A 19,160-nucleotide genomic window follows, 5' to 3' on the forward strand; every position below is an offset into this window, starting at 1 on the left:
TCGTGCGGCGACTATCCGTTGAGGAAATGACGCGGGGTCTGGCCGAGCTCCTGTTTGAAGGCGGCGACGTAGGCGGACGGCGTGGCGTAGCCGGCCTCGATGGCGGCCTGGGTGACGGAGGCGCCGGCCGCGAGGGTGTCGAGCGAGCTCAGGATGCGGGCTCTGCGGCGCCAGGCACCGAGGCTCAGGCCGGTCTCGGCGCCGAACGCGCGTTCCAGGGTGCGGCGGCTGGCCCCGACCCGGTGGGCGAGGGACGTCAGCCCGGCCGCGGGGTCGGCGACCAGGGCCGTGGCCAGGTCGGACGCACGGGGATCGGAGGGCCAGGGGAGCCAGACGGAGGCCTCCGGCAGCCCGCGCAGCTGATCGACGAGCACGGTCAGAAGCGCGGCGTGAACCGGGTCGCCGAGGTCGAGGGGACAGCGTCGGACCGCATGCAGCAGCAGCTCTCGGCCGAACCGTTCGGGCACGGCGACCGCCTGAGCCCTGGGCGGGGCGACGCCGAGGGGAGTGGCGAAGTACAGGTTGCGGACCGCGGCGGGTGAGCGGTTGCGCACCGTGGCCTGAGCGCCGTCCGGGATCCACAGGGCCCGGTGCGGCGGGATGAACCAGGAGCCGGCCGGCGTGGAGATCGTCATGGCGCCGGAGGCGGTGTAAAGGAGCTGGTCCCAGCCGGCCTGGATCGGCAGCGCCGCCACGCCGGGGGGATGGGTGACCGCGTAGCCGCGCACGGCCGGTTCGGCCCGGTCATGGCGGGAAATCGACATAACTTGTCGGAGTCTAGGTGTCGCGACACCGTGGCGCGGTGCCAGCATGAGGCCGTGCCGACGAACCTTTCCCACTTCGCGATCAACGCCGACGACGTGCCGGCCAGCCGCGCCTTCTACGAGACGGTGTTCGGCTGGCGGTTCACCGCCTGGGGGCCGCCGGGTTTCTACCAGATTCAGACCGGGCCGGACGACGAGCCCGGGGTCCAGGGAGCACTCCAGCAACGACGGACGCTGCTGCCGGGGCAGGTCACGACGGGCCTTGAATGCACCTTCGCCGTCGAGGACGTCGATGCGGTCGCGCGCGCGGTTCGCGCCGCGGGCGGAACGATCCTGATGGACCGGTTCACCATCAGCGGGGTCGGGCACCTGATCTTCTTTGGCGATCCGGCGGGCAATGCGGTCGGCGCCATGCAGTACGACCCGGAGGCCGAATAACAATGAATGCGGAACATCTGGCGCTCTGTTCCAGTGCGGAGTGGGCGGAAACCGTACGACGCTGGATCATTCCCTGGGTGCTGGACGGGGTCGACCTCGGTGACGACGTGCTGGAGGTCGGTCCTGGACCCGGGCTGACCACCGACGTGCTGCGCACCCTGACCGGGCGGCTGACCGCGGTGGAGGTGGACCGGGACCTCGCGGACGCGCTCGCGGGCAGACTGGCGGGAAGCAACGTCGAGGTCGTGTCCGCCGACGCGACCGCCACCGGGCTTCCCGCCGGCCGGTTCAGCGCGGCGGTGTGCCTCACGATGCTGCACCACGTTCCGACCGCCGAGCGGCAGGACGCCCTGTTCGCCGAGGTCCGGCGCGTCCTTCGTCCCGGTGGGCTGTTCGTCGGCGAGGACAGCCTCGACAGCCCGGACTTCCGGACCCTCCATCATGACGATGTCTGCGTCCCGATCGCGCCGGCGGAGCTAGCCGGGCGGCTGGCGGCGGTTGGGTTCGCCGACGTCGAGGTGGAGGTCAACGAGTTCGCCGTCCGCTTCCGTGCGCGACGATCGGCCGGCGGAGAACCGCGGCAGGACTGAGCTCGTTCCCTTCGGCGGGCCGGGGAACAGCGCCTTCAGGCGTGCGCGGCCGTGATCCCGTTGTCCGACCGGTCCGCGGAGTCCTGGGTGGGCTCGGGGCGCTGCCGGCCGGCGCGCTGCCGGCGGCGGGCCAGGAGCACGTCCGCGAGCGCGTCCGCGCGCTCCATGTCGTCGAGAGTCGCGCGGGTCCGCCCGTCGACCGCCATGATGGCGGCGAGCAGTTCGGCGGACAGCCTCGTCCGGGCCGCCAGCCGGGCCACGCTCGGTGGCAGGGTGGCCGGCGCGGGAGCCTCCGGCGGGCGCGAGTCGGTGTCGATCCGCGCCGGGATCCGCTGGTACGGCACGAGCCGACCTTCGCGAACGACGCGAACGTGAGTGCGGGAGCGGGCCCCGAGGAGATCGAACATACATTCGATCCTGGCGGCTCGCGGATCACCCTGTCAAGTAGCCCCGGCGCAGGTCGCGATGACCGTCGGGCAGCCGGCCCGCCGCGCCGGGGCGATCCGGTTTTCGACGTCACAGCACCGGCACAGCCCTGTCGCAAGGGCTTCGCAACGGGCGTGTGGGCTGGTTGTGGCTCAGCAGGCGAAGTGCAGCGGCAGGCCCGGCCAGGGCCATGGGAAGGTGTAGAGAATGCCACGGCCCGCCGAGCAGAGGAACGCCGTGTCGCCGGCGGGTCCGCCGAAGCAGATGTTCGTCACGAACGGGTCGTACTCCGGGGTCACGAACTCCCGTAGGACCTCGCCCCGCGGGCTGAGGACCGTGATGCCCGACTTCCCGAGGTTCGCGACGCACACGTTGCCGGCGCCGTCGATCGCGAGGCCGTCCCAGTGGTGCTCGCCGCCGGTGGAGTACAGCTCGGTCTTCCCGGCGAGGGCGCCCGGCCCCGTCACGTTCCAGGCGAGAACGCGGCCCGAATAGGTCTCCGAGACATAGAGCCTCGTGCCGTCGGGGGACAGGCCCATGCCATTGGGGTAGGAAAGGTCTTTCTCGGCGACTTCGATCGTGCCGTCAATGGGGTCCGCGTAGTACAAGGCGCCGTGGGTGGTGTCGACGAGATAGCAGGAACCGGTCGCGTCGAAAACGATGTCGTTGAGATTTCCGATACGGTTTCCGTCGACGTGGGTGAACAGAACCTCCACGTCGCCGGTCGCCAGGTCGACCCGTTGGACGTAACCGCCCTCGTTGCCGTCGGCATGGTCGACGGGAAACCGGATCCCGTCCTTGGTCGTAAAGGCCAGGCCGCCGTCGTTGCAGACGTAGATCGCTCCGTCGGGGCCGGCGGCCGCGCCGTTGGGACCGCCGCCGCAGTGCAGCGGCGTGACCGTGCCGTCCGCCGCGACGCGGGTTAACGCGCCGCCCTCGATCTCGACGACGAGGACCGAGCCGTCTGCGAGGGCGATCGGCCCCTCGGGGAAGCGCAGCCCGCTTGCTAAGACCTTCATTCCTGGACCTCCGGATCGGTTCGACGGCAATGCCGGGGTCCGATCCTCGCATCGCCCGGCTCCAGGTGTGGGCCGGTCGAATTGGCGGGATGAGGGTGCGGGGCGAGGCGCTTCGCCCGGCCGCGCCGGACCCCGCCGGCAGCGGCCGGCGGCGTGAGCCGAGCGATCAGCGGCGGCGCAGCCGGGGCAGCGCGAGGCTGACGCCCGCGGCCAGGGCGAGCAGGAGCAGCGCGAGCGCGTAGCCGATCGCGACGTGGCGCAGGTCGAGACCCCGGCTGACCAGCAGCCCCGCGATGACGGCTGGCAGGCCCATGCCGGTGTAGGACACCAGGTACACCGCCGAGAGCAGGCCCGGGCGCTGGTCCGGCGACGCGAGCGGCACCACGGTCCGGATGCCGCCCTGCAGGCCGCTGCCGAAGCCGATGCCCGCGACGGCCGTCGCCACCAGGTAGCCCGCGACCGAGCCGGTGCTGATCGCGGCGGCCGTCGCGACCACCCCGGCGACCAGGGCCGCGACGCCGATCGCCATCATCTGCGCGGCGCCGCGGTCACGCAGCACCAGGATCGACACCGACGCGACACCGGCGAGGATGAACAGGGGAAGTCCGCCGAGCGCCGCCGACTGGCTGTGCGCGAGCTGACGGGTCAGGGCCGGGCCCAGAGAGCCGTAGAAGCCGGGCAACGCCCACACGGCGAACAACACGGGGGAGACGGCCAGGAAGGTCGTCCGCGCCGGCGCCGGGACCGAGATCCGCGGCCGGAACGCGGCGAGCAGGCCGGCAGAGCGGGTCCCGGTCTCGGGCAGGCGCGCCACTCCGTAGGCCTGCGCGGCGAAGACCACGATCAGCGCGAGATACACGAGATGGGTCGGCCAGGGCAGATAGCTCACGAGCAGGCCGGCGAGCAGCGCGCCAAGACCGGTCCCGACGCCTGGCGTGGCCGCGCTGAGGATCGTGCCCCGCGTGCGGTGCGCGTCGATCATGCCCGCCCCGAGCGTGCCGAGCGCGGCGCCGGCGGCGATGCCCTGGATCACCCGTCCGACGAACAGCGGCGTGAAGGAGCCCGCGGTGGCGAACAGCCCGACGGCCACCGCCTGCGCGCCGAGCGAGCCGAGCAGGACGGGCCGGCGGCCGACGTGGTTGGAGACCTCGCCCAGCGTGAGCAGGCCGACGAGCACGGCCCCGGCGTAGATCGCGAAGGCGGTCGTCGTCGTCAGCGCGGTGCCGTGCCAGACGGCGTTGTAGTGCTGGTAGAGCGGCGTCGGCGCCGCCGAGGCGGCGAGGAACGACACGACGATCGAGCCCAGCAGGGCCAGGCGCCGGGTGTCGTTCGCCGCGAGCTGGCCGGCGCGCGGGGTGGTGATCGCGGCCGTCTCGGTCCGGCGTGCGTGGCCGAGGGGGATGGCGGTCATCGAGGTGGTCACAAGCTTCTCCTCGACTGGCGGGAACTGCGGCCTTCACTGAACAGACAAGTCTGTCTACCATGCGAGAGACAGACCTGTCTACCTGATGGCCGTTGAGGTGTAGCGCACCCCACTCGGCGGCGCGGACCGTACAGTAGACAGGACGGTCTACCTGGTGGGGCGCAAGGAGGAATGGCCATGCCAGCGGTTGTGAAGGACGACAGGCGAGGGGCGCGAGAGCGCCTGCTCGAGGCCGCGAGCCGGCTGTTCTACGCCGAAGGCGTGCACACCGTCGGCATCGACCGGATCATCGACGAGGCCGGCGTCGCGAAGGCCTCGCTCTACAAGACGTTCGGCAGCAAGGACGCCCTGATCCAGGCCTATCTCCAGGGCCGCCACGACGGCGTGACCCGTCGCATCAGTGCGGCCGTCGCCCGGGTCGACGATCCTCGGGAGAAGGTTCTCACCGTGTTCGAGGCCCAGGGCACGATGTTCGCCGAACCCGGCTACCGGGGCTGTGCCTTCGTCGCCGCCACCGCCGAGGCTTCGCCCACCGGCACGATCGACGATGCCGCGACGGCCTTCCGGGCCTGGATGCGGGCGCTGTTCGTCGGCCTGGCCACCGCCGCCGGCGCCCCCGATCCCGCGACCCTGGGCCGCAGGCTGCACCTGCTCTACGACGGCGCGAGCCTGTCCGCCCGGATGGACCGTGACCCGACCGTCGCGGCCGACGCCCGCGCGGCCGCCGAGACGCTGCTCGACGCGGCGCTCGCCGGCCTAACAGGTCCACGGGTCGGATCCGTGCTCTCGTAGGGGGAGTCCGGTGCTCGAAGGCCGGGCCTCGCCGGAGGGGGCCGGATGCGACAGAACCTGGTGGACGCGTGGCGCACGGTCGTGCCAGCGCGGGACGACCCGTCCGGTCCGCTGCCAGCGCTGCTGGTGGTCCTGACCTTCGTGACCGGGCTGGTCGACGCGTTCAGCTACCTGGAGTTGCGGCATGTCTTCGTGGCGAACATGACCGGCAACGTCGTCTTCCTCGCGTTCTCGCTCGGCGGATCACGCGAGTTCGTCTGGTGGGCCTCGCTGCTCGCGTTCAGCGCGTTCGTGGCGGGCGCCCTGGCGGGCGGCCGGATCGCGCACCTCCACGGCACGCACCGCGGCCGCCAGCTGCTCCTGGCGGTCAGCGTCCAGACGGTTCTCGTCGTGGTCGCGTTCGTCCTCGATGTCGTCCTGGCTCGCCCGTACTCGGACGGGGCGGCGACAGCGATGATCAGCCTGCTCGCCGTCGGCATGGGTATTCAGAACGCGACGGTTCTGATGTTGGATGTCCCAGGCCTGACGACAACCGTGATGACCCGGACGATCACCGGGATCATGGCGGACTCCGCCAACGGGCACGGGAGGCGCCAGATCGGCCGGCGGGCCCTCTCGGTCGTCTGCCTGTTCATCGGCGCGTTGTCCGGCGCGATGCTGATCGAGCACGGTCACGGCGAATGGGAGCTACTCGTCGCGATCGGCCTGCTGATCGTGGTCGTCGCCGCGGCGGTCCGGGTCCGCACCTCCACCGCCGCGTGGACGCGAAAGCCCCCTGAGGCGGAGGCGACAGGTGGCGGGCCCTCACCCGTCTGATCCGAACTCGGTCCCGACCAGGGCCCTTGCTGAGCGTCCGACGGGCGGGATGCTCTTATAGCGATATGCGGACACCTGGGAGCGGCGCGGCGGCGGGCTCGAAGATCGGCGGCGCCTGGACCGTCGGCCGGTGAGAACCAGCCGCCTGGAGGCCTTCAGCGATGGCGTGCTGGCCATCATCATCACGATCATGGTCCTGGAGCTGAAGGTCCCCGAGGGGCACACCTTCGCGGACCTTCGGCACACCGCGGGCAAGGCCCTGCTCAGCTATGTGCTCAGCTTCGTCTATGTAGGCATTTACTGGAACAATCATCATCATATGTTCCAGCTGGTCCGCCAGGTCAGCGGCGGGGTTCTCTGGGCGAACCTCGGGCTGCTGTTCTGGCTCTCGCTGCTCCCGTTCACCACGGCCTGGATGGACGAGACCGACTATGCCCGCACCCCGGTCGTCATCTACGGGGTGAACCTGCTGGCCGCGGCGCTCGCCTATTTCGTCCTGCAACGTGTGATCATCCACGGTCAGGGCCCCGAATCCCAGCTCAGACAGGCCGTCGGCCGGGACCTCAAGGGCAAGCTGTCGCCGCTGTTCTACTCGGCCGGCATCCTGTCCGCCCTTTTCGTCAGCACCCACGACAGGCTCGGCGTCGTGCTCGCCATCGGCTGCTATGTCCTCGTCGCCCTGAGCTGGATCGTCCCGGACCGCCGCATCGACCGCGCCGTCCGCGACTTCGGCTCCCCGGACTGAGCCGTGGTGCCCCTGGAATTGCTGCCGCACCTGCGGCGGGTGCGGGACCACATCGACCGGCACTACCGGGAACCGCTGGACCTCGACGAGCTGGCCAGGGTCGCGGCGGTGTCGAAGTACCACCTGGTCCGCTGCTTCGAGGCCACCTACGACGAGACCCCGATCCGCTACCTCACCCGCCGCCGGATCGAGCGCGCCCAGGATCTGCTGCGCCACGCCAACCTGACCGTCACCGAGATCTGCATGATGGTCGGCTTCGCCAGCCTCGGCTCGTTCTCCGCGCGCTTCACGCAGCTCGTCGGCGAGAGCCCGACCGCGTACCGGGACCGCTGGGCCACCCGCGGCGCCCCGCACGTGCCCGGCTGTTACCTGTTCATGCGGGGCTCCATGGACCTGCGCGGCACCGCCGGCGGCGGTCCGGCCGCCGACGGTGCCACCGACGGTCCCGCACCATGACCTGCGCGTTCTCGGACCCGCGCGTCTCTCGGACCCGCGCAATCTCGGAGAAGACCGGGCCCGCGCGGCCGGCCTAGGCTGACCTCATGATCACGAACATCTCGCTGGTGACCATCTACTGCCTCGACCAGGAGAAGGCCCGCGACTTCTACGTCAACGCCCTCGGCTTCGAGGTCCGCACCGACGTGACCATGGGGGAGGGCTTCCGTTGGCTGGAGGTCGGCCATCCGAGCCAGCCGGAGCTGACGATCACCCTGATGGTCCCCGGGCCGCCCCTCGACGCGGAGGCCGCCGACTTCTACCGCCGCCAGCTCGGCAAGGGCCAGCTCGGCGGCCTCGGTCTCAAGGTCGACGACTGCCGGAAGACCTTCGAGGAACTGAGCGCCAAGGGCGTCGAGTTCGTCCAGGAGCCATCCGACCGTCCCTACGGGGTCGAGGCCGTCATCCGCGACGTCTCCGGCAACTGGCTGGTCCTGGTCGAGACCAAGGCGTTCAGCCCGTCCGACTTCGGCTGACCAATGCGGCCGGCGCCGTCCGCCCGCCGCGCGCTCGGCCCGCGGACCGAGGCGGCGTAGGCCCGACGGGCACGGGCGGCCGCGCGCCGGGCGGCCGCGACGCGGGCTGCCCGGCGCCGGTCGTGCCGTGGGTGCCCGCCGGGAGTGGCCGTCGTCCCGGCGGCGACGGCCTCCAGGTGCTCGTCGGCCGCGATGGCCGATTCGCCGGACTTGACGGTCATGACGCCGGCCAGGACGAGAAGGCCGCCGAGCAGCTGGATCGGCCGTGGCAGCTCGCCGAGGAGCAGCCAGGCGAACGCGAGCGCCGAGAGCACCTCGAAAAGCGAGACGAACGACGCCAGGCGCGGCCCTAGTAGCCGACTGGCAGCGATACCGGCCCAGTAGGGCAGCGCGCAGGTCACGAGTCCGAGAAGCGTGATCGGCAGCCACCACGGCATCGTCACGTTCTGATAGGCCACGGGCTCCGTCGACACGGCCATGGGCACGACCCCGACCGCCCCGGCCGCCAACAGGCCGAGAGCGCCGACGATCAGGCTGCCGGCGGCCAGGACGATCGGTGGCAGCCCGGTGTCGTCCGCTGCGGACAGGACGAAGTAGATCGCCGCGCCGACCATCGCTCCGGCCGCCCACAGCACCCCGATGAGGCTCACCTGCGCGCCGGCGATCAGGTCGAGAACCCCGACCAGCCCGAGCGCGCACAGGACGGCGCCCAGAATGGTGCGCGGACCCGGCCGCTGGCTGTGCCGGGCCCACAGCCAAAGAACCACGGCCACCGGCGAGGTGTACTCCAGCAGCAGCGCGGAGGAGACCTCCATGTGCATGACCGCGTTGAAGTAGCACAGCTGGCAGCCGGCGATGGCGATGAGCCCATAGGCGACGATCAGTCCGGCATTGCGCCGCAGCAGCCACCAACGCCCCCGCAGCGCGGCGAGAGCCGGTCCCAGCAGCACCAGCGCCGCCAGCGACACCCGTGCCGTGACCGCGGCTCCGGCCGTCCAGCCGGCGTCCAGCAGGCCGTGCGCGAGGGATCCCGAAAGCCCGAACGAGCCCGCGGCCAGCAAGGCCAACGCCGTCCCGACCCCCGACCCCCGGGCCAGGCTGGAGCCCTGGGTCGTGCCACTACCGCTGCCCACGCGCCGCCGCCTTTGTGTCGTGTGTTCGTGTCATGTGTCAAGTACCCCGTGGCTCATGACGGTAGGGGGCGGAAGTGTAATATGTCAACATGCTGTTCGCTCATGACACCGAGGCGTCGCTGCTTGCCGCGGTGTGGCTGGTCAACTCGGCCGAACCACCGGGCACCCTGGAGACGTTCGAACAGCTCGACGACTTCTTCGACGAGTTCCACTACACGGGCCGTCGGGACCACGACGAGGCCGAGCTCGCCGCGGTCCGGGCGCTGCGAGCCGACCTGCGCCGGCTGCTCACCAGCGACCGCGACGCCGCCGCCGTGCTGGTCAACCGGCTGCTCGCCGACGCCCACGCCGTCCCGCTGCTCGTGCGCCACGGCGGCTTCGACTGGCACGTCCACGCCGTCTCGCCCGACGCTCCGTTCGCCGACCGGATCATGGTCGAGACCGCGATGGCGATGGTCGACATGATCCGCTCCGACGAGCTGTCCCGGCTGTCCGTCTGTGCCGCCGACGGCTGCGACGGCCTGGTGATCGACCTCTCCCGCAACCGCTCGCGCCGCTTCTGCTCCACCACGTGCGGCAACCGCGAGGCCGTGGCCGCCTACCGTGCCCGCCGCTCCACCCAGAAGACGTCCGGCTCGTAGCTCCCGCGCGCCCCCACCACCGGGCCGGCGCGGATGAGGTGATCGATGTGGCTCGGTCGTTGTCGACAGGAGGTCGCCGGTGAGCCGGCGGGGTTGGTTGTTGTTCGCCGCGATGGGTGTGATCTGGGGAGTTCCCTATCTCCTGATCAAGGTCGCGGTCCAGGACGTGTCGGGGCCCGTGGTCGTGCTCGCGCGCACGGCCGTCGGGGCCTTGGTGCTCCTGCCGGTGGCGCTGCGTGATCGGGCCGGGCTGGCGCAGGTACGTCGGCACTGGAAGCCGATCGTGGCGTTCGCGTGCATCGAGATCATTGGCCCGTGGATTCTGCTGTCGGATGCCGAGCGGCGGTTGTCCAGCTCGCTGACCGGCCTGCTGATCGCGGCGACGCCCGTCGTCGCCGTGGTGCTGAACCGGGTCGCCGGTGGCGCGGAGCCGGTGACCCGGGTCCGGTGGCTGGGTCTCGCGGTCGGTACCGGCGGCGTGACCGTGCTCGCGGTTCCCGGGATCAGCCACGTGGGCGTCTGGCCGGTGGCCGAGGTGCTGATTTGCGCGGTCTGCTACACGATCGCCCCGATGATCGCGGCGCGGAAGCTCGGTGACGTGCCGCCGCTGCCGATGACGACCGCGTGTGTGTCGCTCGCCGCGCTCGTCTACGTCGGTCCCGCGGTCGCGACCTGGCCGCACGCGATGCCCAGCGGCCGGGTGCTGGGCGCGCTCGTCGGGCTCGGCCTGGTCTGCACCGCCACGGCGTTCGTGCTGTTCTTCGCGCTCATCCGTGAGGTCGGCAGTGCCCGCTCGGTCGTCATCACCTACGTCAACCCGGCCGTCGCGGTGGCCGCCGGCGCGGTGATCCTCGGCGAGCCCCTGACCTGGACCATCGGCGCCGGCTTCGCCCTGGTGCTCGCCGGCTCGGTCCTGGCCACGTCCACCCGCGGGCAGGCGGCCTCCGCCGAGCCGGTCGTCGCGGCGGCGGACCCCGCGGTCGCGCCCGCGGCGGCGGTCGCCGGCGGCTCCGGTGCGCGCGGCTGGGTGATGCCGCGACGCAGGCCGGCCCGGTAGCGCCTCAGCCGGCCGAGTTCGCGGGCCGCCGGGCGAAGCGCGCCCGGAGGTCGACCTTACGGATCTTGCCGCTGGCGTTGCGCGGGAGGTTGTCGACGAGCTGGATGGCGGTCGGCTTCTTGTAGGAGGCGAGGCGGTCCTTGGTCCAGGCCAGGATCTCGTCGAGGGTCGGTGGGTCGGCCGGGTCGGCGGGCTCGATGACCGCCAGCGGGGTCTCGACCCAGCGGGGGTGGGGGACGCCGATGAGCGCGACGTCGCGGACCTTGGGATGGCCGGCGATCGCGCTCTCCACCTCGGCGCAGTAGATGTTCTCGCCACCCGAGATGATCATGTCCTTCTTGCGGTCCACCACGTAGAGGAAGCCCTCGTCGTCCTCGCGGACGAGGTCGCCGGAATGGAACCAGCCGCCGGCGTAGGCCGCCGCGGTCGCCTCGGGGTCGCGCCAGTAGCCCGCCATCAGCCCGGGCCCGCGGTAGACGATCTCCCCGACCTCGCCGCGCGGGACGTCCCGCATCTCCTCGTCGACGATCCGGACCGCGACCGTCGACACCGGTTTCCCGATCGAACCGAGCTTGCGCAGCGCGTCCACGCCGTCGAGAACGCAGGTCACGGGCGACAGCTCGGTCTGGCCGAAGACGGCCACGTTCGCGACCGCGGGGAACGTCGACGCCATGGCCTCCAACGTGGACGCCGGCGCCGGTGACGCGCCCCAGGACATCGAGCGCAGCGCCAGGTCGAGGTCGCGCACCCCCGGCACCGCGCAGACCGCCTGCCACTGCGTCGGTACCAGGAACGCGCTGGTCACCCGTTCGGTGGCGATCAGCCGGATGACCGCCTCGGGGTCGAACGCCCCGGTCGGGGCGATGACCGCCCGGCCCCCCGTCAGCATCGCCGGCGCCAGCGCCCCGACGCCGGCGATGTGGAACAGCGGCGCGGCCACCAGGACGGCCGTGTCCGGGCCGGACAGCCCGTAGGAGCGCAGCGCGGTGATCGCCTGCATGAGCAGGTTGAGGTGCGTCAGCATCGCGCCCTTGGGATGGCCGGTCGTCCCCGACGTGTACATCAGCAGGAACGTGTCCGTCTCCTGGGCCTGGGCGTACGGGAAGCGCCCGCCGGCGACACCCGCCGCCCCCGCCGCGTCCGGCAGCTCGGGCTCCGCCGCGACGGCGGCCTCGAAGTCCTCGGCTCCCGCCCCAGCCCGTGCCGGGTCGCCGCCGACCACCAGGCACACCGCGACGGGCACCTGCTCGCGGGCCGCCGCCGCCACCGGCGCGGTCGCCGCGTCGACGACGAGGGCCGTGGCCGCGCTGTTGTCCAGGATCCAGGCGACCTCGGCCCCGACCAGGCGGAAGTTCACCGGGACCGCGATTGCCCCGGCCCACACGGCCCCGAGCAACGCCGTGACGTGCTCGACGTGGTTGAGCATCAGCGTCGCGACCCGGTCACCCGGCCTGACCCCGCGCCGGACCAGCGCCGAGGCCACCTGCGACGCCCGGTCGGCCAGCTCGCTCCAGGTGACGGTCCGCCCGTCGAACCGCAGGGCGGCCTGGTCGGGCACCTGCTGGGCGTGCCGGACCAGCTGCGTCACCCAGGTATAGGCCCGCGCCGCCGCCAGCGCCGGGTCCGGCGCCCACCGCCCGTCGCCCGAGCCCGCGTCCGCCGCGAAGGACCGACCGGTCGTCGCCACCATCGCCGTGGCCTCCCGTCCGCCGCGCCTGCTGTGGCGCCCATCACACCCAGGCTCCACGATCGCACGCGAGACGCGCCAGCGTCCGCCGTCCCGGCCCTTTCGGACCGGGGCGTCAGAGTCCGAGCCGGGCGCGGACCTCCGGGCGGCGCAGGGGCGGGACCGTGGCGGGTGGCTGGCGCCGGGGCGGCAGCGCCTTCAGCAGCCGGTGGATCGATGCCGTGACCTCGGCCGCCGCCGTGTCGAACGCCTCCGCGGCGCCCGGCGGCGGCTGCCGCAGCCCGCTGACCTTGCGGACGAACTGCAGGGCCGCCGCGGCGATCTCCTCGTCGGTCGCCGGCGGTTCCAGCCCGCGCAGCTCCGTGATGTTCCTGCACATACGCCCACGGTAGGCCCGGCCACCGACAGCCCAGGCCGGGCGCCTCACCGGCCGCGCGGCGACGCCGGGTCGACTGGCGGGAAGACGTCGAGGAACGCGGTGCCGTTGGCTGCCGGGTCGTTGAAGTACTCCCGGCCGGCGAGCAGGGCGAACAGCGGGACGGGCAGCCGGACGGCCGCGCGACGCAGCCTGGCGGGCGAGGAGCGGCCGGTGAGCTGGGAGGTGTGGGCGGCGAGCGAGGCGCGTTTCGTTCGGGCGTGGCGGCGGACGTCGACCCGGTAGGCGATCTCCCGGCGCGGCGTGAACATCGGCGGGTTCGGCGCGTAGGCCGGGTCTGGTTCGCTGCCCGGCGGCCCGACCTGCTGCCGACCCGAGGCGGCGCCTCGGGGCCAGGCCGGTCGCAGGGATGCGCCGAGCCGGGCGAGGCGCATGGCCCGCTCGATGGGCTCGCGGGGGAGGGTCACCTCCAGCACCCGCACGCCGCCGGCCAGCGTGGCCGCGCGGGCACCGACCTGGTGGACGCGGACATGGTCGCGATGCCCGTAGCCGCCCCGGGCGTCGTAGCTGATCAGGACCTCGGCCGCCTCGGCCCGCAGCAGGGCGGCCAGCTTCCCGGCCGCCTCGTCGAGGTCGGCCCGGGCGAAGCGCCGCCGGTCGGCCGGGTCCGGGTAGAGCAGCGGCCCGTGCCCGCTGTCGGCGTAGCCCAGGTACTCGACCCGCGCGACGCCCAGCGCCGCGGCGCTGGCGGCGAGCTCCGCCAGCCGAGCCCCGGCCGCCGGCCCATCGCCCATGTCCCCGTCCGTGGCGACCACGATGATCACTCGGTGGCCGGCCGCGGCCAGCAGGGCCAGCGTTCCTCCGGTCCACAGCGCCTCGTCGTCCGGATGGGCGTGGAACGAGACCACCGTCGCCATGGCGCCGATCCTGCCAGGCGGCCGGGCCCGTCCGGCTGCCGGCTGGGTGGCGTCAGGGCTTGCGGGCGATCGCGGACCACAGCGGCATCGGGGTCGTGTCGGCGCCTGGTTCGGGACGCCACTGGGAGGTCGACACCACCCCGGGCTTCAGGATCTCCAGCCCGTCCAGGAAACCGGTGACCTCCGCGCGGGTGCGCCAGAAGACCTTGATGGGGGAGTTGTCGAGCTGCTCGGCGACACCCTCGTGCTCCGTGCGCAGGTCGAGCGTGATGTGGGTGAGGGCGACGTAGCTGCCGGACGGCACGGCGTCGACCAGCGCGCGGACGATCTGGCCTGGCTTGTCGCCGTCGGAGATTGAGTGCAGGATCGCGACCAGCATGATCGCGACCGGCTGGCTGAGGTCGAGGGTCGTCGCGGCGGCCTCGATGATCTTCTCGGGCTCACGCGCGTCGGCCTGCAGGTAGGCGGTCGCGCCGGCGACGCTGCCGGTCAGCAGCGCCCTGGCGTGGACCAGCACGATCGGGTCGTATGATGTCGGGTAGTGTGCACGGTGTCAGAGATCGACACCGACCGGTGGGGTGGGACAGTGGGCGAGCTAGGCGCGGCTTTGGTCCGGGTGTCCACGGGTAGCCAGGATGAGACGTCGCAGGTCAAGATCCTAACGGATGAGGCTTCGCAGCGTGGCGTCACGATCGTGAAGTGGTTCCGGTTGCACGGGTATTCGGCGAGCCATGGTGCGCAGGAACCGGCGTTGCGCGAGGCGATCGCCGATATCGAGCGTGGCGACTATTCGGTTTTGATGGTGACCGAGTCGTCCCGGCTTGACCGCCGTGAGGATCTCGACGCGCAGGCGGATATTCTGTTGGGTATTCGGTCGGCGGGTGGTGACATCATCTCGATTGCCGAGCCGCAGTTCGGTAAGACGGATTTCGCTGGCCGTATTGTGACTCTGGTTGCGCAGTACGGGAACGCCGAGAAGTCGAAGACGGTACGGCAGACGACGTACCGTGGAATGTCGATGATTATCGCGAACGGTGGGCATCACGGTCAGCTTCCGGCGTTCTGGGAGACTCGCGGGGAGCGCTATGCGCGTCAGGCTTTCTGCGCTAACCCGGACGCGGTGAGGGATGTTTACGAGCGTCTGGCTGCCGGTGAGTCGCTCCAGTCGGTCGGCCGCGTTTATGACCTGTATCCGGCGTCGGTGAAGAACCTGGCCCGGTTTCGGGCGAATCACACGGGCGTGGTGGAATGCCGGTACACGTATGAGGGCAGAACCGAAGTATGGGCGCATCGGGTTACCCCGGTGGTCGAGTCGTCGTTGTGGTGGCGCGTGAACAACCTGCTGGACGCGAACCTGACGAGCGGTCGGGGTAACAAGGGTGGCCGTCCGGTGGCGCAGGCCGCTACGTGGTTGAGCGGTGTCCTGGGGTGCCCGTCGTGCGGCGCGAGTATGTATGTGAACGGTGGTCGGACTCCGGCCGGTAACGCGCGCACTCCGAAGCTTCGTTGCGGCGGGACGGCGAAGCAGCGTCTCACGTGCGGTGTGTTCAAGGGCTGCGAGGCGCAGCCCATCATCGACATGATCGATTCGATGATGGGTCACGACGCGACACCTATTCTCGCGTTTCAGCGGGTGGTAGGTAACGCCCACGAACTGGACAGCATGCGGGCGGATCTCGCCCGGATTCAGGGCCGCCTTTCCGTGACCGAAGACGACGGCGAGCTTGACCGGTTGGTCGCGGACCGGAAGACCCTGAAGGCGGACATCGACGGTTTCGTCGTGGTGCCCGACGTGTACGACTACGCGGAAACGGGGCAGACGGTCGGCGACATGTGGGCGGCCGGTGACATCGAAGCGAAGCGGGGAATGATCCGGGCCATCAGAGAAGCGTGGGGCCTCGCGCTGGCCGAGGAAAACGGCCAGTGGGGAATCGTCATGCCGGGATTCGCCGGGCAAAGTGGCGCGAACGCAATCGTGGACCTCGGTAACGGCCTGTGCTTCCGTCGCGCGCCCGCGCCCGCGACGCGATAAGGGCTGGCCTATTTCCCCGTCTCGCCCGGTGGCGCGTCGGCGATGATGCGTACGGTTCTGCCTGCCTCCAGGTGACGGAGCACGTCCGGAAGCCGGACGTCGCGGGCCATGAGAACGACCAGGGCCACGTCCTGGTCGGCCGCGTTCGCGTCGGGCGCCTCGCGCGGCTCTGAGACGGCCGTAGCGGGCTCGGCCGCCGTGTCGGGCCGGGAGGGTTGGGCGGGGGGTTGTGGGGGGTTCTGGGAGGCATGTGGCGGTCGCGGGTGGGGCGGGCGCGCGGCGGGGGTGATCATCGCGGCCGACCGGTCCTTTCGGGGGTGCTGGGGTGTAGCGGGTAGCGGCCGGACCGGGCCGCGAATGGCCTCTGGGGCGGATTTTCGGCCGTTTGGGGCCGGGGCCGCTACCCGCTACACCGGGCGAAACGTGCTGGTCAGGCGGGGTGTGGGGTGTAGCGGGGGGTGTAGCGCTGCCGCTACACCCCCTGGCTGCCGCTACACGTCTGCGCGTGCCCGGTGGGCCTCGCGTAGGGCGTCCACGCGGGCGCCTTTGCGGACCTGTCCGTCGCGTCCGTCGCGGCGGACGTCGACGCTGGCGACCCCGAGCGCGCGTAGCTGGGCGCTGATCGCGTCGGGGGTCACGTCGCGGTAGTGCTCCGGGTAGGCCGTGGCTAGCCGGTCGGCCAACTCGGTCCAGTGGAGGCCGGGAGCGCCGTCCGCGAACACCGACAGGGCATCGGTGAGCACGTCACGGGGTTCGCGTTGGGCGATCTGTCCGGCCGCCTGCCCGGACAGGGTTCCCAGTTGTTCGCGGAGTTTCCGGCCGATCGTGAGAATGTGCGCGGCATCCTCGGCGTCGGCCAGAAAGGTGCGGACGGTGGGGTTCGCGTCGCTGGCTCCGCGTAGGATGCCCGCGCCTTTGTGTTCGGCCGCCAACACCGAGGAATCGAGTCCCTCGCTGAACGCGCCCGCGCCGAGCACCAAATCCGAGACCTGCCACGAACCGGTGCGCAGTGAGAAGCGGACAAGGTGGTTGTCGCGGTAGTCGGTGAATTTCTTCGCGACGTCACCCGACCCGATACCGGAGGGTCGCTGTGTGGCGCTGCCGATGATGACCCCGGCCGCCGGAGCTACCCGGATCAGGTAGACCAACAGCGTCGCTATCTCCGTGTCGGCCGTCGGGTTACCCGTCGAGAAGAACTCCTGGAACTCGTCGAGTAGGAGCATCCGGACGGGCATGCCGTACTTCGGGTTACGGGCAATCTCGCGGGTCAGCTTTCCCTCCGGTACCACGTCGGGCGGAAGGTCGGACAGTGCGAGGTAGCGGGCTTGCACGTCCGCGCGGATCTCGCGGAGCGTGTCGATCAATATTTCGGTCGGGTCACCTTCGCGGGTGGGCGCGAGGCCGAACACGGTCCGGTCGGCGATGGCCTCAAATTTCCGCCAGTCGGGTTTCCCGCCCCCGTCCGCCACGGTGATGCGTACGTAGGGGTCGAGCGCGGCGAACAGACCGAGGGAGCGGAGCGCGAACGTCTTTCCCTGCCGGGGCTGCGCCCCGACGAGAATCGAGTTCCACATAAGGTCGATACCGACCGGGCGGGCGCGTTCATCCAACCCGAACGGCGCCGGAGTCCAGATGTCGGTCGGGTGGCCGCGTAGGAGGGGGGTGCGTCCGGCGGGAATCGCGAGCGGGTCACGGTCGGCGACCCACAGGGTGTGGCGTCTGTGGGACGTGGGATCGCGGGTGAGGAAGACCTGTGTGACCGCGACGTCGAGCCCGGACGCGATAGCGCCGTGGGCCTTTACCGCGTCGGTGAAACCTCGCCCGTAGGGTAGATCGACCGAGACGCGGGAACCGTCGCCGTCGCGGGCCATGGGCGTACCGAAGGTGATTCGTTGGTCGTCTTTGTCCGCGCCGAGTTTCGCGGCGTAGTAGGCGCGCAACACGATGTCGGCGTTCAGTTTGCGGAAGCGGGGGGTGACGATCGCGGGCGCGATCAGCGGCCGTCCCGACGGGCGTCCGGCCCGTGCCAGCACGCCCACGGCCACGGCGACCGCCAGCGCGGACGCGGGCCAGGGCAGGCGGGCCAGCGCGCCCGCGAGGATGCCCAGTGCGGTCAGTCCGGTGCCGCCGGCGACGAGCACCAGGACGCCACGGGACTGGCGGCCGGTGCGGGCCTCACGGTCGAGCCGTAGCCACGTCGCGGAGTCGCCCGTCTCCACGGCGGCCCGCCGCAGGGGGGCGGACTCCGCGACCGACCACCACCGCACGAGCCGGCCGGCAAGGCGGCCGGTGCCGAGCACAGCGGCCCCGGCGACGAGCAGGAGATACCAGGGTGCCCGCACAGCGTGGTAGGCCGTCACGTGCGCCCACCGAGCCCCGGTGTGCCGCGCGGTCGCGGCGAGATGCCCGTGGGCCAGGCTCGCCGGGATGATCGGCCGCCGCACCCCGCCGGCCGCCATGGCAGGGGCCGGGGGCGGATCGACCGGCACGGGGTCGGCGGCCGGGAGTTCGTCCAAGATTGTTTCGTAGCTGCGTTCCAGCGCGGCAGCGCGCGCCGGGGGAAGGTAGGGGCGGATTTCCGCGATGACAGCGGGAATGTCCGGTACCCAGCCCGCAGGCTCGGCCGGCACCGGAAGGTTATCGGACACGGGAAACTCCCAGAACACACGAGACAGGAAAAACGGGGGGCGGTCGCGCGCCCCGCCGTGCGGCGGGACGGCGGGGCGCGCGGGACCGGCGGGCGACCGTGAAAAGGTCAGGAAGCGAGGACGGCGCGGAGGAATCCGTCGAGTTGCGCGGCGACGGCCTTAATCGTCGGGACGAACCCATAGAACGACCAGTACCAGCCGAGCAGAATGCACACCACCGGTACTAGGCTCCGTGTCCGCGTGCGGGGAGCGATCAGCGCGACAAGCGCGAGAATCCCCAGCAGAATAATGATGGTGATCTGCACGGCTCAGACCTCCGTCTCTGCGTCGGAAAGCTCGACGTCCTCGGCCTCGTCGTCGTCCGGGGGAATTTCGACCCCGGCCGCGGTGGCCCAATTCCGGTATGTAGCGCGCCATTCCACGCGGGTCTTCTTTCGGAACTCCTTGATGAACGAAACGGCGGCGTCGACCAGCGCGGCGGTTTCCCCGTCGTAGTCCGGCTCGGCCATCAACGCGCGGTGCATGACCTCGGTAGCGGTGTAAGTCTCCATGTGCTCGACGCGGGCACGCTCGGCCCGCTCCGCGAGATCGTTCAAGGTCAGCGGCCCGTAACCGGTCACGGGAATGTCGCCATCGGTGCGGAACATGAAACGGTTCCTTCCAGGGGAAGATGCGGGGAAGTAGC

The 19,160-nt window shown here is 71.3% G+C and carries 22 protein-coding genes; 10 read left to right on the forward strand and 12 right to left on the reverse strand.

The window, feature by feature from the left end; translation table 11 throughout:
• Positions 1-11: 11 nt before the first annotated feature.
• The gene (locus FRAEUI1C_RS07870) at positions 12-764 is read right to left on the reverse strand and encodes an AraC family transcriptional regulator (protein ID WP_013422765.1); all 753 of its coding nucleotides are present in this window, start codon (positions 762-764) and stop codon (positions 12-14) included.
• Between the two features lie 54 nt (positions 765-818).
• Here FRAEUI1C_RS07870 and FRAEUI1C_RS07875 point away from each other — a divergent pair, with 54 nt between their 5' ends.
• On the forward strand, positions 819-1,202 hold the full coding sequence (locus FRAEUI1C_RS07875) for a VOC family protein (protein ID WP_041260343.1): 384 nt from the start codon (positions 819-821) through the stop codon (positions 1,200-1,202).
• A gap of 77 nt (positions 1,203-1,279) precedes the next feature.
• Positions 1,280-1,792 carry a class I SAM-dependent methyltransferase gene (locus tag FRAEUI1C_RS07880; protein ID WP_198318727.1) on the forward strand — a complete coding sequence of 171 codons (513 nt, stop codon included), beginning with the start codon at positions 1,280-1,282 and terminating at the stop codon, positions 1,790-1,792.
• A 35-nt stretch (positions 1,793-1,827) separates the two neighbouring features.
• Here FRAEUI1C_RS07880 and FRAEUI1C_RS07885 read toward each other — a convergent pair whose 3' ends face one another.
• The 3 genes from FRAEUI1C_RS07885 to FRAEUI1C_RS07895 all read right to left on the reverse strand — a co-directional run bounded on the left by FRAEUI1C_RS07885 (position 1,828) and on the right by FRAEUI1C_RS07895 (position 4,660).
• A complete protein-coding gene (locus FRAEUI1C_RS07885) occupies positions 1,828-2,136 on the reverse strand; it encodes a hypothetical protein (RefSeq protein ID WP_438270018.1) in 309 nt (102 codons plus the stop codon).
• Positions 2,137-2,370: 234 nt separating this feature from the next.
• Positions 2,371-3,237 (reverse strand): SMP-30/gluconolactonase/LRE family protein, encoded by an 867-nt coding sequence (locus FRAEUI1C_RS07890; RefSeq protein ID WP_013422769.1) that lies wholly within the window; start codon positions 3,235-3,237, stop codon positions 2,371-2,373.
• A gap of 166 nt (positions 3,238-3,403) precedes the next feature.
• A complete protein-coding gene (locus FRAEUI1C_RS07895; RefSeq protein WP_013422770.1) occupies positions 3,404-4,660 on the reverse strand; it encodes an MFS transporter in 1,257 nt (418 codons plus the stop codon).
• 177 nt (positions 4,661-4,837) lie between these two features.
• Between FRAEUI1C_RS07895 and FRAEUI1C_RS07900 the strand changes: the two genes are divergently transcribed.
• The 5 genes from FRAEUI1C_RS07900 (at position 4,838) to FRAEUI1C_RS07920 (ending at position 7,984) form a co-directional block, all read left to right on the forward strand.
• Positions 4,838-5,452: a TetR/AcrR family transcriptional regulator gene (locus FRAEUI1C_RS07900; RefSeq protein WP_013422771.1), complete on the forward strand. Its 615-nt coding sequence runs from the start codon at positions 4,838-4,840 to the stop codon at positions 5,450-5,452.
• 45 nt (positions 5,453-5,497) lie between these two features.
• The gene (locus tag FRAEUI1C_RS07905; protein WP_013422772.1) at positions 5,498-6,268 is read left to right on the forward strand and encodes a YoaK family protein; all 771 of its coding nucleotides are present in this window, start codon (positions 5,498-5,500) and stop codon (positions 6,266-6,268) included.
• Between the two features lie 130 nt (positions 6,269-6,398).
• Entirely contained in the window at positions 6,399-7,013 is a 615-nt protein-coding gene (locus tag FRAEUI1C_RS07910; protein WP_013422773.1) for a TMEM175 family protein, read from the forward strand.
• Between the two features lie 3 nt (positions 7,014-7,016).
• On the forward strand, positions 7,017-7,469 hold the full coding sequence (locus FRAEUI1C_RS07915; RefSeq protein ID WP_013422774.1) for a helix-turn-helix transcriptional regulator: 453 nt from the start codon (positions 7,017-7,019) through the stop codon (positions 7,467-7,469).
• A gap of 86 nt (positions 7,470-7,555) precedes the next feature.
• On the forward strand, positions 7,556-7,984 hold the full coding sequence (locus FRAEUI1C_RS07920; RefSeq protein ID WP_013422775.1) for a VOC family protein: 429 nt from the start codon (positions 7,556-7,558) through the stop codon (positions 7,982-7,984).
• Here FRAEUI1C_RS07920 and FRAEUI1C_RS07925 read toward each other — a convergent pair.
• The gene (locus FRAEUI1C_RS07925; protein ID WP_013422776.1) at positions 7,894-9,117 is read right to left on the reverse strand and encodes an EamA family transporter; all 1,224 of its coding nucleotides are present in this window, start codon (positions 9,115-9,117) and stop codon (positions 7,894-7,896) included. The genes FRAEUI1C_RS07920 and FRAEUI1C_RS07925 overlap by 91 nt on opposite strands.
• 89 nt (positions 9,118-9,206) lie before the next feature.
• On the opposite strand from FRAEUI1C_RS07925, the gene FRAEUI1C_RS07930 reads away from it, so the two are divergent.
• Both FRAEUI1C_RS07930 and FRAEUI1C_RS07935 read left to right on the forward strand, forming a co-directional pair.
• Positions 9,207-9,758, forward strand: a complete 552-nt coding sequence (locus FRAEUI1C_RS07930) for a CGNR zinc finger domain-containing protein (RefSeq protein WP_013422777.1) — start codon at positions 9,207-9,209, stop codon at positions 9,756-9,758.
• Between the two features lie 79 nt (positions 9,759-9,837).
• A complete protein-coding gene (locus tag FRAEUI1C_RS07935; protein WP_013422778.1) occupies positions 9,838-10,815 on the forward strand; it encodes a DMT family transporter in 978 nt (325 codons plus the stop codon).
• A gap of 4 nt (positions 10,816-10,819) precedes the next feature.
• Here the strand turns inward: FRAEUI1C_RS07935 and FRAEUI1C_RS07940 are convergent, their stop codons facing one another.
• The 4 genes from FRAEUI1C_RS07940 to FRAEUI1C_RS07955 all read right to left on the reverse strand — a co-directional run bounded on the left by FRAEUI1C_RS07940 (position 10,820) and on the right by FRAEUI1C_RS07955 (position 14,312).
• Positions 10,820-12,505, reverse strand: a complete 1,686-nt coding sequence (locus tag FRAEUI1C_RS07940) for an AMP-binding protein (protein ID WP_013422779.1) — start codon at positions 12,503-12,505, stop codon at positions 10,820-10,822.
• 112 nt (positions 12,506-12,617) lie between these two features.
• Positions 12,618-12,881, reverse strand: coding sequence for a DUF2277 domain-containing protein (locus FRAEUI1C_RS07945; protein WP_013422780.1), 264 nt, complete (start codon positions 12,879-12,881; stop codon positions 12,618-12,620).
• A 44-nt stretch (positions 12,882-12,925) separates the two neighbouring features.
• Positions 12,926-13,795: a PIG-L family deacetylase gene (locus FRAEUI1C_RS07950; protein WP_013422781.1), complete on the reverse strand. Its 870-nt coding sequence runs from the start codon at positions 13,793-13,795 to the stop codon at positions 12,926-12,928.
• Between the two features lie 52 nt (positions 13,796-13,847).
• A complete protein-coding gene (locus FRAEUI1C_RS07955; RefSeq protein WP_049806848.1) occupies positions 13,848-14,312 on the reverse strand; it encodes an SAM-dependent methyltransferase in 465 nt (154 codons plus the stop codon).
• A 33-nt stretch (positions 14,313-14,345) separates the two neighbouring features.
• Here FRAEUI1C_RS07955 and FRAEUI1C_RS07960 point away from each other — a divergent pair, with 33 nt between their 5' ends.
• A complete protein-coding gene (locus FRAEUI1C_RS07960) occupies positions 14,346-15,827 on the forward strand; it encodes a recombinase family protein (RefSeq protein ID WP_013422782.1) in 1,482 nt (493 codons plus the stop codon).
• A gap of 491 nt (positions 15,828-16,318) precedes the next feature.
• Here the strand turns inward: FRAEUI1C_RS07960 and FRAEUI1C_RS07965 are convergent, their stop codons facing one another.
• The 3 genes from FRAEUI1C_RS07965 to FRAEUI1C_RS07975 all read right to left on the reverse strand — a co-directional run bounded on the left by FRAEUI1C_RS07965 (position 16,319) and on the right by FRAEUI1C_RS07975 (position 19,122).
• Positions 16,319-18,493 (reverse strand): cell division protein FtsK, encoded by a 2,175-nt coding sequence (locus FRAEUI1C_RS07965; RefSeq protein ID WP_497006516.1) that lies wholly within the window; start codon positions 18,491-18,493, stop codon positions 16,319-16,321.
• 89 nt (positions 18,494-18,582) lie between these two features.
• A complete protein-coding gene (locus tag FRAEUI1C_RS07970; RefSeq protein WP_013422785.1) occupies positions 18,583-18,780 on the reverse strand; it encodes a hypothetical protein in 198 nt (65 codons plus the stop codon).
• A 3-nt stretch (positions 18,781-18,783) separates the two neighbouring features.
• Complete coding sequence (locus FRAEUI1C_RS07975; protein ID WP_013422786.1) at positions 18,784-19,122, reverse strand: hypothetical protein; 339 nt, start codon at positions 19,120-19,122, stop codon at positions 18,784-18,786.
• Positions 19,123-19,160: the final 38 nt, after the last annotated feature.

Source organism: Pseudofrankia inefficax, from assembly GCF_000166135.1.
In the GTDB taxonomy this organism is placed as follows: Bacteria; Actinomycetota; Actinomycetes; order Frankiales; family Frankiaceae; genus Pseudofrankia; species Pseudofrankia inefficax.

Bases quoted from the DNA above. Each gene is read 5' to 3' on its own strand.
- FRAEUI1C_RS07870 (WP_013422765.1), bottom strand. From the start codon at position 764: ATGTCGATTTCCCGCCATGACCGGGCCGAACCGGCCGTGCGCGGCTAC.
- FRAEUI1C_RS07890 (WP_013422769.1), bottom strand. From the start codon at position 3,237: ATGAAGGTCTTAGCAAGCGGGCTGCGCTTCCCCGAGGGGCCGATCGCC.
- FRAEUI1C_RS07900 (WP_013422771.1), top strand. From the start codon at position 4,838: ATGCCAGCGGTTGTGAAGGACGACAGGCGAGGGGCGCGAGAGCGCCTG.
- FRAEUI1C_RS07905 (WP_013422772.1), top strand. From the start codon at position 5,498: ATGCGACAGAACCTGGTGGACGCGTGGCGCACGGTCGTGCCAGCGCGG.
- FRAEUI1C_RS07920 (WP_013422775.1), top strand. From the start codon at position 7,556: ATGATCACGAACATCTCGCTGGTGACCATCTACTGCCTCGACCAGGAG.
- FRAEUI1C_RS07930 (WP_013422777.1), top strand. From the start codon at position 9,207: ATGCTGTTCGCTCATGACACCGAGGCGTCGCTGCTTGCCGCGGTGTGG.
- FRAEUI1C_RS07940 (WP_013422779.1), bottom strand. From the start codon at position 12,505: ATGGTGGCGACGACCGGTCGGTCCTTCGCGGCGGACGCGGGCTCGGGC.
- FRAEUI1C_RS07945 (WP_013422780.1), bottom strand. From the start codon at position 12,881: ATGTGCAGGAACATCACGGAGCTGCGCGGGCTGGAACCGCCGGCGACC.
- FRAEUI1C_RS07950 (WP_013422781.1), bottom strand. From the start codon at position 13,795: ATGGCGACGGTGGTCTCGTTCCACGCCCATCCGGACGACGAGGCGCTG.
- FRAEUI1C_RS07975 (WP_013422786.1), bottom strand. From the start codon at position 19,122: ATGTTCCGCACCGATGGCGACATTCCCGTGACCGGTTACGGGCCGCTG.